Below are 13,469 nucleotides of genomic sequence, written 5' to 3'. Positions count from 1 at the left end.
CTCACACAGCGGCGATGGTAGCTGAAGAAACATACATCCATGTATGTTTGCGTTTCAACACCGCCGCCGGCGGGGCCACGGGAGCTATCCCGCGTGCGGCAACCCCGGATTGACAGGCACCGATTGTGCCAATAAAGGCCGCCATCCGCTGCGCTCTGCTCCAAGGCCCTGACCGACGGGCGTCCTGGCCGCGCCGGTGGCGCTGCCGCTCCCCCGGGCGAAAAAAAACGGCGCCCCAGGGCGCCGTTGTTGCAGTGCGACACTGTCTCAGCGCGGCAGGTCGGAATATCCCATCAGGAACTCATCCACGGCACGGGCGGCCTGGCGGCCTTCACGAATGGCCCACACCACCAGCGACTGGCCCCGGCGGATGTCGCCGGCGGCAAACACCTTGGGCGCGTTGGTCGCGTAGCCGCCATCGAAGTCCGTGGTGGCGCGGGCGTTGCCGCGGGCATCCTTGTCCACGCCAAACGCCTCCAGCACGGCGGCCACGGGGCTCACGAAGCCCATGGCCAGCAGCACGAGGTCCGCCTTGAGGATCTGCTCGGAGCCGGCCACCTCGACCATCTTGCCGTCCTTCCACTCGACGCGCACGGTCTTGAGTCCGGTGACCTTGCCGGACTTTCCGTCTTTCCCGTCGCCGATGAACTCCTTGGTGGAGATCGCGAACTCGCGCTCGCAGCCCTCTTCATGGCTGGAGCTGGTGCGCAGCTTGATCGGCCAGTAGGGCCAGGTCATGGGGCGGTTTTCTTCTTCGGGGGGCTGGGGCATCAGCTCGAACTGCGTGACGCTCGCCGCACCGTGGCGGTTGCTCGTGCCCACGCAGTCGCTGCCGGTGTCGCCGCCGCCGATCACGATGACGTGCTTGCCGTCGGCGCGCAGCTGTCCCTTGAGCTTGTCGCCCGCGTTGACCTTGTTCTGCTGGGGCAGGAATTCCATGGCGAAGTGGATGCCGTCCAGATCACGGCCGGGCACGGGCAGGTCGCGCGACTGCTCGGCGCCGCCGGTCAGCAGCACGGCGTCGAACTCCTTGTGGAGCTGCTCGGGCGTGACGGTTTCCTTGGCCCAGTTGGTGACCTTGGAGCCCTTGCCCAGGCCGTCCTTGGGCGCGCCCACAAACACGCTGGTGCGAATGACCACGCCTTCGGCTTCGAGCTGCTTGACGCGGCGGTCGATGTGCGACTTCTCCATCTTGAAGTCCGGGATGCCGTAGCGCAGCAGGCCGCCCACGCGGTCATTCTTCTCGAACAGCGTGACGCTGTGTCCGGCGCGCGCCAGTTGCTGCGCGGCCGCCATGCCGGCTGGACCCGAGCCCACCACGGCCACCTTCTTGCCGGTCTGGTGCTTGGCAGGACGCGCCTGCACCCAGCCTTCGTCCCAGGCCCGGTCGATGATGGCGTGCTCGATGGATTTGATGCCCACGGCGTCGTCGTTCACGTTGAGCACGCAGGCCGCCTCGCAAGGCGCCGGGCAGATGCGACCGGTGAACTCGGGGAAGTTGTTGGTGCTGTGCAGCACCTCGATCGCGCTCTTCCAGTCCTGGTGGTACACCAGGTCGTTGAAGTCCGGAATGATGTTGTTGACCGGGCAGCCGTTGTTGCAGAACGGCGTGCCGCAGTCCATGCAGCGCGCGCCCTGCACCTTGGCCTGGCTCTCGTCGAGGCCGATGACGAATTCCTTGTAGTGCTTCAAGCGCTCGGGCACGGGCTTGTAGCCCTCTTCGATGCGCTCGTATTCCATGAAGCCGGTAGTTTTTCCCATGACGATGTCCTTGTCTATGAATGCTGTGCTGGTCTCTGCGGCATCGCCTTACTTGGCGGGGACCGCTTCTTTTTTGGTAGCAGCTACCGCTGGCGTAGCGGACTCCTCCAGCACTTTTCGTTCATAAATTTCAGCCAACGCACGCTTGTACTCGGTCGGGAAGACCTTGACGAACTTGCTGCGCGACGCCGCCCAGTTGTCCAGGAGCTCGCGCGCACGCTTGCTGCCCGTCCAGCGGTTGTGGTCCTCCAGCAGCTTCTTGAGCTGCGCCTCGTCGGTCTGGCCGTTGTGCCAGATGGCGCGGGGCACGCTGGCCTTCTGCTCTTCAGCCGGAAGGATGCGCTCCAGACTGACCATGGCCATGTTGCAGCGCGTGTCGAACTGGCCGTCCTCGTCATAGACATAGGCCACACCGCCGCTCATGCCCGCGGCGAAGTTGCGGCCCGTCTTGCCCAGCACCACCACCGTGCCGCCGGTCATGTACTCGCAACCGTGGTCGCCCGTGCCTTCGACCACCGCCGTGGCACCCGACAGGCGCACCGCGAAGCGCTCGCCCGCCACGCCGCTGAAAAAGGCTTCACCCGTGGTGGCACCGTACATCACGGTGTTCCCCACGATGGTGTTGCGCACCGCGTCGCCGCGGAAGTCGATACTGGGGCGCACGATCACGCGGCCGCCCGACAGGCCCTTGCCCGTGTAGTCGTTGGCGTCGCCGATCAGGTACAGCGTGATGCCGCGCGTGAGGAACGCACCGAACGACTGCCCGCCCGTGCCTTCGAGCTGGATGCGGATGGTGTCGTCGGGCAGGCCTTCGGGGTGCACGCGGGTGACCGCGCCGGACAGCATGGCGCCCACGGAGCGGTTCACGTTGCGCGCCACCTCGATGAACTGCACGCGCTCGCCCTTTTCAATGGCGGGCTTGCTGCGCTCGATGAGCTTGCGGTCCAGCGTGTGCTCGATGTTGTGGTCCTGCACATCCACGTGGAAGCGCGGCACATCGGCGGGCACGTTGGGCTGGGCGAACAGGCGGCTGAAGTCCAGGCCACGTGCCTTCCAGTGTTCCAGTCCCTGGCGCATGTCGAGCAGATCGGTGCGGCCGATCAGGTCGTCGAACTTGCGAATGCCCAGCTGGGCCATGATCTGGCGCACTTCTTCGGCGATGAAGAAGAAGTAGTTGACCACGTGCTCGGGCTTGCCCGAGAACTTGGCGCGCAGCGCGGGGTCCTGCGTGGCCACGCCCACCGGGCAGGTGTTCAGGTGGCACTTGCGCATCATGATGCAGCCCTCGACCACCAGGGGTGCCGTGGCGAAACCGAACTCGTCGGCACCGAGCAGCGCGCCGATGGCGACGTCGCGGCCGGTCTTCATCTGGCCGTCGGCCTGCACGCGCACGCGGCCGCGCAGGCGGTTAAGCACCAGGGTCTGCTGGGTTTCGGCCAGGCCGATTTCCCAGGGGCCGCCCGCATGCTTGATGGACGACCAGGGCGATGCGCCCGTGCCGCCGTCATGGCCGGCGATCACGAGGTGGTCACTCTTGCACTTGGTCACACCCGCGGCGATGGTGCCCACGCCGACTTCGGACACCAGCTTGGTGCTGATGCTGGCGTGCGGCGCCACGTTCTTCAGGTCGTGGATGAGCTGGGCCAGATCTTCGATGGAGTAGATGTCATGGTGCGGCGGGGGCGAGATCAGGCCCACGCCGGGCACGCTGTGGCGCAGCTTGCCGATGTAGTTGGAGACCTTGCCGCCAGGCAGCTGGCCGCCTTCGCCGGGCTTGGCACCCTGGGCCATCTTGATCTGGATCTGGTCGGCCGACGACAGGTATTCGGCCGTGACCCCGAAGCGGCCCGAAGCCACCTGCTTGATGCGGCTGCGCAGGGAGTCGCCATCCTGCAGGGGCAGGTCGACTTCGACGTTCTCGGCGCCGATCACGCTCTTGAGCGTATCGCCCTGCTTGATCGGGATGCCCTTGAGTTCGTTGCGGTAGCGCGCGGCGTCCTCGCCGCCCTCGCCGGTGTTGCTCTTGCCGCCGATGCGGTTCATGGCCACGGCCAGCGTGGCATGCGCCTCGGTGGAGATGGAGCCCAGGGACATGGCTCCCGTGGCGAAGCGCTTGACGATCTCCTTGGCGGGCTCGACCTCGTCCACGGGGATGGCCTTGGCAGGGTCGATCTTGAACTCGAACAGGCCGCGCAGCGTCATGTGGCGCTTGCTCTGGTCGTTGATGATCTGGGCGTATTCCTTGTACGTGTTCCAGTTGTTGGCGCGCGTGCTGTGCTGCAGCTTGGCGATCGCATCGGGGCTCCACATGTGCTCTTCGCCACGGGCGCGCCAGGCATATTCGCCGCCGGCGTCCAGCATGGTCTCGAGCACCGGGTCGTCACCGAAGGCGGCCTTGTGCATGCGGATGGCTTCCTCGGCGATCTCGAAGACGCCGATGCCTTCCACTCGGCTGGCGGTGCCGGTGAAGTACTTGCCCACGGTTTCCGTGTTCAGGCCGATGGCCTCGAACAGCTGGGCACCGCAGTAGCTCATGTACGTACTCACGCCCATCTTGGACATGATCTTGGACAGGCCCTTGCCGATGGCCTTGACGTAGTTGTAGATGGCCTTGTCGGCCGACAGGTCGCCCGCGAGGTCCTTGTGCATGTCGGCCAGGGTTTCCATGGCCAGGTAGGGGTGCACGGCCTCGGCGCCGTAGCCGCCCAGCACGGCGAAGTGGTGCACTTCGCGCGCGGTGCCGGTCTCGACCACCAGGCCGGCCGTGGTGCGCAGGCCTGCGCCCACCAGATGCTGGTGGATGGCCGACAGGGCCAGCAGCGCGGGGATGGCCACCTGGGTGGCGCTCACGGCACGGTCGCTGACGATCAGGATGTTGGCGCCGCCCTTGATGGCGTCCACGGCCTGCGCGCACAGCGAGGCGAGCTTGGCTTCCACGCCCTCACGGCCCCAGTCCAGCGGGTAGGTGATGTCGATGGTGGCGCTCTTGAACTTGCCCTGCGTGTACTTCTCGATGTTGCGCAGCTTGGCCATGTCGGCGAAATCCAGCACGGGCTGGCTCACTTCGAGCCGCATCGGTGGGTTGACCTGGTTGATGTCCAGCAGGTTCGGCTTGGGGCCGATGAAGCTGTTGAGCGACATCACGATGGCCTCGCGGATCGGGTCGATCGGCGGGTTCGTCACCTGCGCGAACAGCTGCTTGAAGTAGTTGTACAGCGGCTTGTTCTTGCCCGAGAGCACGGCCAGCGGGCTGTCGTTGCCCATGGAGCCGATGCCTTCTTCGCCGTTCCTGGCCATAGGGGCCATCAGGAACTTGATGTCTTCCTGCGTGTAGCCGAAGGCCTGCTGGCGGTCGAGCAGCGGCAAGGGTGCGGCCTCAGGGGTGGACGCGGTGTCGGTGCCCACGCTGTCGAGCTTGATGCGCAGGTTCTCGATCCACTGCTTGTAGGGCTTGGTGTTGACGATGTTGGCTTTCAGCTCGTCGTCGTCGATCATGCGGCCCTGTTCCAGGTCGATCAGGAACATCTTGCCGGGCTGCAGGCGCCATTTGCGCACGATCTTGTTCTCGGGGATGGGCAGCACGCCGGATTCCGAGCCCATGATGACCAGATCGTCATCGGTGATGCAGTAGCGCGAAGGGCGCAGGCCGTTGCGGTCCAGCGTGGCGCCGATCTGGCGGCCGTCGGTGAACACGATGGACGCCGGGCCGTCCCAGGGCTCGAGCATGGCGGCGTGGTATTCATAGAAGGCGCGGCGGCGCTCGTCCATGGTGGTGTGCTGCTCCCAGGGCTCTGGGATCATCATCATCACGGCCTGGCTGATGGGGTAGCCGGCCATGGTCAGCAGTTCGAGGCAGTTGTCGAACGTGGCGGTGTCGGACTGGTCAGCGAAGCTGATGGGATAGAGCTTTTGCAGGTCGGCCGCGAGCACGGGCGAGGCCATCACGCCTTCGCGCGCCTTCATCCAGTTGTAGTTGCCCTTGACGGTGTTGATTTCACCGTTGTGCGCCACGTAGCGGTACGGGTGGGCCAGGGGCCACTCGGGGAATGTGTTGGTGGAAAAACGCTGGTGCACCAGGCCCACGGCCGAGATGCAGCGCTCGTCCTGCAGGTCCAGGTAGTAGGTGCCCACCTGGTCGGCCAGCAGCAGGCCCTTGTAGACCACGGTGCGGCTGGACATGCTCGGCACGTAGTACTCTTTGCTGTGCTTGAGCTTCAGCGCCTGGATGTTGGCGCTGGCGGTCTTGCGGATCACGTACAGCTTGCGCTCCAGCGCGTCCTGCACGATCACATCGTTGCCACGGCCGATGAACACCTGGCGCAGGATGGGCTCCTTCTTGCGCACGGTGGGCGACATGGGCATGTCGCGGTTCACCGGCACATCGCGCCAGCCGAGCAGCACCTGGCCTTCGGCCCTGATGGCGCGCTCCATCTCCTGCTCGCAAGCCAGGCGCGAGGCATGCTCCTTGGGCAGGAAGATCATGCCCACGCCGTATTCACCGGCGGCGGGCAGCGTGACGCCCAGCTTCGCCATTTCCTCGCGGTACAGCGCGTCGGGAATCTGGATCAGGATGCCGGCACCGTCACCCATGAGCTTGTCGGCGCCCACCGCCCCACGGTGGTCGATGTTCTCCAGGATCTTCAGGGCCTGCGTCACGATGTCGTGGCGCTTTTCACCCTTGATGTGGGCCACGAAGCCGAGCCCGCAGGCGTCGTGTTCGTTACCCGATGAATACAAACCGTGTTGTTGCAGATGCTGGATCTCGGCAGCCGTGGTCATGGCGCACTCCTCATATTTTTCGCAGGGAGTGGAAGATTAGTGCATTGCAACATCTTTTGGCAAGCACATTAATTAGGGTCAGATTCTTAATCAATAGCTACAGATCAGCTCATCATTTTTATTGGGGACACATCATTTTTGGTAGCCATAGACCCGATGCGGCCTTATGCATGGCCACGAATCATTCAGATTTTTTGTGAAGCGCCGGCCGTCCCGCCTGTCCCCGGGTCACCCGACGTGGAGTGTGTTTTTGCAACTCTTGCACAAAGCCGGGGTCGCCCAGCGCCCAGCCGCTGAGCACGGATGACGTCAGCGCGGCCTGCTCTTGCGATCCGATGCCCGCCTGAACCAGTGCGGCGTACGCCGCCTCGCGCGCAAACGGCGTGTTGCCCAGCGCCCAGTACAGGGCATGGGGCGTGAGCAGGCGGTCGTGGCGCAGGCCCAGCCAATGGGCGTGGCTGGACCACGCGTAGTCGCAGGCCTGCACCACCTGCCCCGTGCGCACGGGGTTCAGATCGAGGTAGACCATGCACGGAAGCAGGTACCGCTCGGGCTGCAGCACCGTGGAGCGGTAGCGCCCCTCCCACAACGTACCGGTGCGGGCATGGCGACGGTTGAAATACTGCACATAGCGCCGCCCCACCGCCTGCATCATCTGCGGCAAGCCATCGACGGTGGTGGGAGTTGCCAGCAGATGGAAGTGGTTGTCCATCAGCACATAAGCATGCACAGCCACCCCGTATTTCTGAGCGTTGTCCGCCAGCAGCAATAGCATGCTCTCGAAGTCTTCGTGGTCGATGAAGATGCTTTGGCGGTTGTTTCCACGCTGGATGACGTGGTGCAGATGACCGGGCAAGGTCAGGCGTGGCAGGCGGGCCATGGATGTCGATGGGAGCAAGGATGGGGGCGATCATAAATCCGTCCCCGATTATCCCGTCCAGGCAAAGCCCTGCCTACGGTGCGAGGCTAGTGTGGCACTGCGTCCGCAGCCACTGGCGTATCGCCAGCCTGCGGCTTCAATCCAAAACGCGCCCCCAGCGCCCTGTCGAGCCCGAACTCTTCCAGAATGGCGCGCAGCCGATCCGAGGCGCTGCGCTTTTTCTGGCCTGTGTACCGGGCAATGATGAGCTCGTTCTTCATGCTGTGCTCCCAGCCCACCAACTCCGTCACCGTGACCTGGTAGCCACTGGCCTCCAGGTAGAGGCAGCGCAGCACATTGGTGACCTGGCTTCCCAGCTCGCGGGTGTGCAGCGGATGGCGCCAGAGCTCGGCCAGTGGCGTGCGCGCCAGCTGCAGGGCCTTGCCCTGGCGCAGGCAGGCGGCCATTTCGGCCTGGCAGCAAGGCACCAGCACCATGGCCCGGGCGTTTTTCTGCAGGCCGAAGGCGATGGCATCGTCGGTGGCCGTGTCACAGGCATGCAGGGCGGTGACCACGTCGATGTGGGCTGGCAATTCATCTGCGCCAGTGGATTCCGCCACGGACACATTCAGGAACGACATGCGCTGAAAGCCCAGCTTGTGCGCCAGCACACGCGACTTTTCCACCAGCTCGGCGCGCGTCTCCACGCCGTAGATATGGCCACGCCCGAGCGCCTTGAAATACAGGTCATACAGGATGAAGCCCAGGTAGGACTTGCCCGCGCCATGGTCTGCGAGCGTGGGCCCCTGGCTGGTGGTGGACAGCTCTGCGAGCAGTGGTTCGATGAAGTTGAACAGGTGGTACACCTGCTTGAGCTTGCGCCGCGAGTCCTGATTGAGGCGCCCATCGCGCGTGAGGATGTGCAACTCCTTGAGCAATTCCACGGATTGGCCTGGCCGCAGCTCGGACAGTTCCCCGGTCGGGGCAGCCTTGGCCTTAGCGCCAGCACCACTACCCGAGGAGCCCGGCGCCTGGGAATGGGTGCGGGCAGCTTTCTCTTTCGCGGCTTTCGTCATTGCCATGGTCATCGCTCCGTATCTTTTACCGCTGGCGGTGCCGGCAGGGAGACCCCAGGCCCTACGCTCAGGGCGGCCCAACCCGACATGCCTAGTTCTTGCAAAACCTCGATGTTCCGCTCGAAGATCGTTTCCGCCTCGGGGAACACCTCGACAGCGCGGTCGATGCTCTCTTCGCGCAGCAGGTGCAACGTGGGATAGGGTGAGCGGTTGGTGCAGTTGGTCACATCGTCCTCCCGCGTACCCGCAAACTGGAACTGCGGGTGAAAGCTGGCGATCTGCAGCGTGCCTTCCATGCCCACTTCTTCCAGCACGGCCTCTGCCTCTTCCAGGAAGTCGTTGAAATCCAGGAAATCATGGAGGCAATGGGGAAGGATCAGCAGCGTGGTGTCTCGCACCTCGGAAGGAGTAGCCGCCAGGGCGGCAAGTTCACTGCGCAGTACCTCCAGAATCGTCGCCAGATCCCCGGTCAGCGCTACCGCGTAGTGAATCTGCCCCTTCACGTGAACGCCCTTTGCAAAGGGGCACAGGTTGAGGCCGATCACCGCCCGCTCGAGCCACTGGACCGTGTCGCGAATGAACAATGCGGCAGGCTCCTCGGAGCCCACCGTAGCCGTGGAAGGGAATGAAGTCATGGGGAGGCGCGCGAAGCGCAATGAAGTGCCTGCGGATTTTACCGGGCGCCATTGCCTCCGGCGACAGCCTCCGCCTGCAACGACACGCCCCACATGCGCACAGCCGCGCGCAGCCCTCAGTCGAGAAGTCGCCGCCCAGTAAGGCGCTCATGTTCGCGCGCCGCAAATCGGTCGGTCATGCCCGCAATGAAATCCGCCACCGCCCGTGCCCTCAACGGGCCCTGGTCTGCCGAGGCCTGCTCCGCGAAAGCCGCCTTCATCTCTTGCGGCGACACCGTGTAAGCCGCGAACAAGTCGCGAACCACTTCCTGCGCGCGGCCCGTGGTCTCCATCACACGCGGATGGCGGTACAGATTCTTGAAAAGAAACCGCTTGAGAACCTGGGAGCGCTCCCGCATGCCATCACTGAACATCACCAGCGCGGGGGCTTGGCGAACTCCATCGACGCTGGCCGGGCCATGCCGTGCGAGCGCCGTCCTAGTGGTGTCGATCACGTCATAGACCTGCGCGCTGAGCATGCGCCGTATGGCCTCGTACAGCAGGCGCCGCTGGCGTGGCAGCTGGGCGAGGTCCGGATGCTCCGACTCGGCAGCAGCCCGGTACTCGTCGAACAATGGCACATCCTGCAACTGGTCCAGCGTGATCAGCCCCGAGCGCACACCGTCGTCGATATCGTGCGCGTTGTAGGCGATCTCGTCTGCCAGATTGCACAGCTGTGCCTCCAGGCTCGGCTGTTCGTGGCGCAAGAACCTCGCACCGACGCCATCGGGCTCTTCGTCTTCCAGCTGCCGGGCGTGCTGCCGGGAACAATGCTTGAGAATCCCTTCCCGCGTTTCGAACGTGAGATTCAGCCCGTCATACTGTGGATAGCGCTCCTCCAGCTTGTCCACCACGCGCAAGCTCTGCAGGTTGTGCTCGAAGCCCCCGTGCTCGGCCATGCAGCCATGCAGCGCGTCCTGGCCAGCATGCCCGAAGGGCGTGTGGCCCAGGTCATGGGCCAACGAGATGGCCTCTACCAAATCCTCATTGATGCGCAGTGAACGTGCTATGGAACGCCCGAGTTGGGCTACTTCCAGCGAGTGGGTCAGGCGAGTACGGAACAGGTCGCCTTCGTGGTTAAGAAAAACCTGCGTCTTATAGACCAGCCGCCGAAACGCTGTGGAGTGAACAATTCGATCCCGATCCCTCTGGTACTCCGTCCGCGTAGGCGCAGCTGCCTCAGGATAGCGCCGCCCACGGCTCACTGCGGGGTCGCAGGCATAGGGGCGGAGATCCGAGTTGCGCCCCCAATTGGGGGCCAGCGCTCCGTCTTTATCGAGCATTTCTAGCTACAAAAAAATAGCAGCAATCGGCATCGCAATTGCATCGCGTTTGTATCACTTGCAACAGGCATCGATCACGTCACGCACCAGACGGTCGGGCGCTGAACGCAGGGCAGCTCGGCCGGGACCATCGATGACGACAAAACGAATTTCGCCTGCTTCCGATTTCTTGTCCACGCGCATCAGCTCCAGGTAGCGTCCCGCGTTGTCGTTTGAATCAAGCACTGGTCCTTGGGTGGGCAGGCCAGCGCGGGCGATCAGCACCGTGAGTCGCTGCACAAAGGCCGCATCCACAAGACCCAGGCGATGCGACAGCTCAGCTGCCATCACCATACCGGCTCCCACACCTTCACCATGCAACCAAGCGCCATATCCCATTCCGGCTTCGATCGCATGTCCAAAGGTGTGGCCAAAATTCAGAATGGCACGCAAGCCCGATTCACGTTCGTCCTGCCCCACCACCCATGCCTTTATCTCACAACTGCGACGCACGGCGTGGACCAGCGCAGCGCGGTCGCGCGCCAGCAGGGCATCGATATGGGCTTCAAGCCATTCCATGAAAGCCATGTCCGCGATCGGTCCATACTTGATTACTTCCGCCAGACCCGCGCTGAGTTCGCGCGGAGGCAGCGTGTCGAGCACATCCAGATCGCATACCACCAGCTGAGGCTGATAAAACGCGCCGATCATGTTCTTGCCCTGCGGATGGTTGATCGCCGTTTTGCCCCCCACGGACGAATCCACCTGCGCCAGTAACGTGGTCGGGACCTGCACGAATGGCACACCACGCATGTAGCTCGCAGCGGCGAAGCCGGTCATATCACCCACTACACCACCACCGAGCGCAAACAGGACCGTCTTGCGGTCGCAGCCGCGCTCCAGCAGCACATCAAAAATCTTCTGCAGGGTCTGCCAGTCCTTGTGTGCTTCGCCATCCGGCAACTGCACCTCATGAATCTGTGGGTAGTGCTCCCACAGCGCGGCCCGCAGTGCCGCCATGTAGAGCGGGGCGACCGTTGTATTGCTCACAATCAATGCGGCACCGGCGCGCGGCAGGCCATCATAAGTGGTGGCACTACTCAATAGGCCACCGCCAATCGCAATGCGATAGCTCCGGTCACCTAAGTCAATAGCGACTTCTTGGGCAGTAAGGGACATAAAAAACGGTATTTTTACGACGACGCGATGCTTCGTCGCCAAAGCTATTGTGCATGCTGGAGATGCCGGGGACAAATCAATCCCGGCAAGAGTGCCCACATACGCCTGTAGCGAGAGAGATTCGCCCCGACGGTTGTATGCGTGCGCCAACAGTGTTAAGCAAGACATCCACCTCGCCTGACAAAGACCAATCTGGAGAAGAAGCTAGTCAGGAACCGGAATCACCCGCTCGCTCAAACTCGAGACAAAAAAATCCCCGGACACGCCGGGGATGAATTCGTAGAAATCCTGATTAATTACCTGCCGCCCCCCATCTCTCTCAGGGGTGGCGGGCTAACCACTCAGGGGCAAATGTAATCTTCCGGCGCGCCACCAGGAGGAATTGGTCCGGTCACAACGTCAATATTGAACGTGCGAGTCACCGAGGTCGCCCCCTTCGTCGCCGTGACCAAGAATCGTTGGCTACCACAATTAGCCACCTTGGGTACGCCATTCAAAACACCAGCCGTGGGCGATGTTCCGGCAGTCACCCACCCTGGCAAGCCCGCAAAGGACCAAGTCACACCCGTTGTCGACGAGACGAACGAATAAGTGAAGTTTTTCCCGACAGGTGCAGATCCCAGCGAGCAAACTGTCGTGGAGTTGCAATCGCCGATGGCAAAGTCTTCTGGCAGGCCGCCGACCACCTTGAATGTAATCGTGGCAGTTGCAGATATCTTATTCTTATCAGTGGCAGTCACCGTAACGCGGTACTCACGCTCTGCCGCATCCTGGCTTACCGTGCCACTCAGAATCCCCGTACTCGCATCCACGGTCAGCCCTGTTGGCAGACCGTTAGCCGACCAAGTGAAGGGAGGCAAACCGTTCTTCGCCTCCAAGTATGCCGTGAATGGGATACCCTTAGTAATAGTCCCTAAATCCTTATTATCAATCGTAGGCGCAATTGTACGTGCCGCCATCACTTGAATCGGGAGAATGCCAACCATCGGATCCGAGATGCCATTGCTCACATTATTGTCAGCACGATCAGCCGTCATCTCCAGGAAGATCGTGCCGGTTTCCGTACCGCTCAGCAGTGAAAAGAGTGCAACCCCGCCAATCGAAGGCAACTGAAGCACACTGCCACTCTGGCTCCCCGCAACCAAACGGGCGCCTACGGCTGCGTCGGTTCCGGAGAGAATACGAACCTGCACATTCGAACCCGACGTGCTGCCAGTTGGCTGGTTCGCGTCATCCATGACAAACGCCTGAATGGCCATTTGATTCAGAATACCATTCGCATTGAACTTGGTTCCCAGAATATCATTGACTTGGGCTGCCAGACGGACGCTGGCAGGCTTGCCCGTTGCACCTCCAACGGAAATCTCCACGCTGGCTGACTTTTGCTGCTTATCAAGGGGGTCTTGAACCGTACATGTAATACGGGCATTTCCGGCCTGGTCTCCTGCATGGAAATGAAAAGAATTACCACCGGCGTTTGATCCTAGCGTGATATTTCGATAAGCATTGGGGACTTTTATTTTTCCACCGTTTCCATCATCAACTTCTGTTTCGTGCTCCGATTTACCATCCAGATAATACAGGGCACCGGAATCCAAACCTCCCGCCACATTACATGCGAAAATATCTTCCCCACCAGGTATCGGCAAATTTCCCTTGCGGGCCTCAACATAAAGAGTTGTCGTGTAGGGTCGGTAAGCACCAAGACCGGGCAGCGTGTCGGCGATATTGATCGGCAATTGCGCCTTATCTGCACGCAACGTAATAGTGTAGTGCTCCTGAGTCTCACCCGGGCTTCCACCACCTCCACCACACGCTGACAGCGCAATGGTTGCTGCGATCATGAGAGTTTTGAATCTTTTCTGCATTTTCTTTCCCT

At 62.4% G+C, this 13,469-nt stretch carries 8 protein-coding genes; all 8 read right to left on the bottom strand.

Features of this window, described 5'->3' with window-relative positions; translation table 11 throughout:
* Positions 1 to 267: 267 nt before the first annotated feature.
* The 8 genes from AC07PV_RS13165 to AC07PV_RS13130 all read right to left on the bottom strand — a co-directional run bounded on the left by AC07PV_RS13165 (position 268) and on the right by AC07PV_RS13130 (position 13,458).
* Positions 268 to 1,761, bottom strand: a complete 1,494-nt coding sequence (locus tag AC07PV_RS13165) for a glutamate synthase subunit beta (RefSeq protein ID WP_218293429.1) — start codon at positions 1,759 to 1,761, stop codon at positions 268 to 270.
* 48 nt (positions 1,762 to 1,809) lie between these two features.
* On the bottom strand, positions 1,810 to 6,540 hold the full coding sequence (locus AC07PV_RS13160; protein WP_369641644.1) for a glutamate synthase-related protein: 4,731 nt from the start codon (positions 6,538 to 6,540) through the stop codon (positions 1,810 to 1,812).
* 181 nt (positions 6,541 to 6,721) lie between these two features.
* Positions 6,722 to 7,420: a transposase gene (locus tag AC07PV_RS13155; protein ID WP_494630463.1), complete on the bottom strand. Its 699-nt coding sequence runs from the start codon at positions 7,418 to 7,420 to the stop codon at positions 6,722 to 6,724.
* A gap of 86 nt (positions 7,421 to 7,506) precedes the next feature.
* Positions 7,507 to 8,475: a class I SAM-dependent methyltransferase gene (locus AC07PV_RS13150; RefSeq protein ID WP_494630557.1), complete on the bottom strand. Its 969-nt coding sequence runs from the start codon at positions 8,473 to 8,475 to the stop codon at positions 7,507 to 7,509.
* Between the two features lie 8 nt (positions 8,476 to 8,483).
* On the bottom strand, positions 8,484 to 9,110 hold the full coding sequence (locus tag AC07PV_RS13145) for a DUF1415 domain-containing protein (protein ID WP_494630462.1): 627 nt from the start codon (positions 9,108 to 9,110) through the stop codon (positions 8,484 to 8,486).
* A gap of 116 nt (positions 9,111 to 9,226) precedes the next feature.
* The gene (locus AC07PV_RS13140; protein WP_492254684.1) at positions 9,227 to 10,432 is read right to left on the bottom strand and encodes a deoxyguanosinetriphosphate triphosphohydrolase; all 1,206 of its coding nucleotides are present in this window, start codon (positions 10,430 to 10,432) and stop codon (positions 9,227 to 9,229) included.
* 54 nt (positions 10,433 to 10,486) lie between these two features.
* Positions 10,487 to 11,590 (bottom strand): 3-dehydroquinate synthase, encoded by a 1,104-nt coding sequence (aroB, locus tag AC07PV_RS13135; RefSeq protein ID WP_494630556.1) that lies wholly within the window; start codon positions 11,588 to 11,590, stop codon positions 10,487 to 10,489.
* A gap of 341 nt (positions 11,591 to 11,931) precedes the next feature.
* Positions 11,932 to 13,458 (bottom strand): Ig domain-containing protein, encoded by a 1,527-nt coding sequence (locus AC07PV_RS13130; protein ID WP_494630460.1) that lies wholly within the window; start codon positions 13,456 to 13,458, stop codon positions 11,932 to 11,934.
* Positions 13,459 to 13,469: the final 11 nt, after the last annotated feature.

Source organism: Acidovorax sp. GW821-FHT09A11 (assembly GCF_059418365.1).
This window is presented reverse-complemented; position numbering and strand designations above follow the sequence as displayed.

Excerpts from the sequence above, each read along its gene's own strand:
- AC07PV_RS13165 (WP_218293429.1), bottom strand. The coding sequence starts at position 1,761 with ATGGGAAAAACTACCGGCTTCATGGAATACGAGCGCATCGAAGAGGGC.
- AC07PV_RS13160 (WP_369641644.1), bottom strand. The coding sequence starts at position 6,540 with ATGACCACGGCTGCCGAGATCCAGCATCTGCAACAACACGGTTTGTAT.
- AC07PV_RS13155 (WP_494630463.1), bottom strand. The coding sequence starts at position 7,420 with ATGGCCCGCCTGCCACGCCTGACCTTGCCCGGTCATCTGCACCACGTC.
- AC07PV_RS13150 (WP_494630557.1), bottom strand. The coding sequence starts at position 8,475 with ATGACGAAAGCCGCGAAAGAGAAAGCTGCCCGCACCCATTCCCAGGCG.
- AC07PV_RS13145 (WP_494630462.1), bottom strand. The coding sequence starts at position 9,110 with ATGACTTCATTCCCTTCCACGGCTACGGTGGGCTCCGAGGAGCCTGCC.
- AC07PV_RS13140 (WP_492254684.1), bottom strand. The coding sequence starts at position 10,432 with ATGCTCGATAAAGACGGAGCGCTGGCCCCCAATTGGGGGCGCAACTCG.
- aroB (WP_494630556.1), bottom strand. The coding sequence starts at position 11,590 with ATGTCCCTTACTGCCCAAGAAGTCGCTATTGACTTAGGTGACCGGAGC.
- AC07PV_RS13130 (WP_494630460.1), bottom strand. The coding sequence starts at position 13,458 with ATGCAGAAAAGATTCAAAACTCTCATGATCGCAGCAACCATTGCGCTG.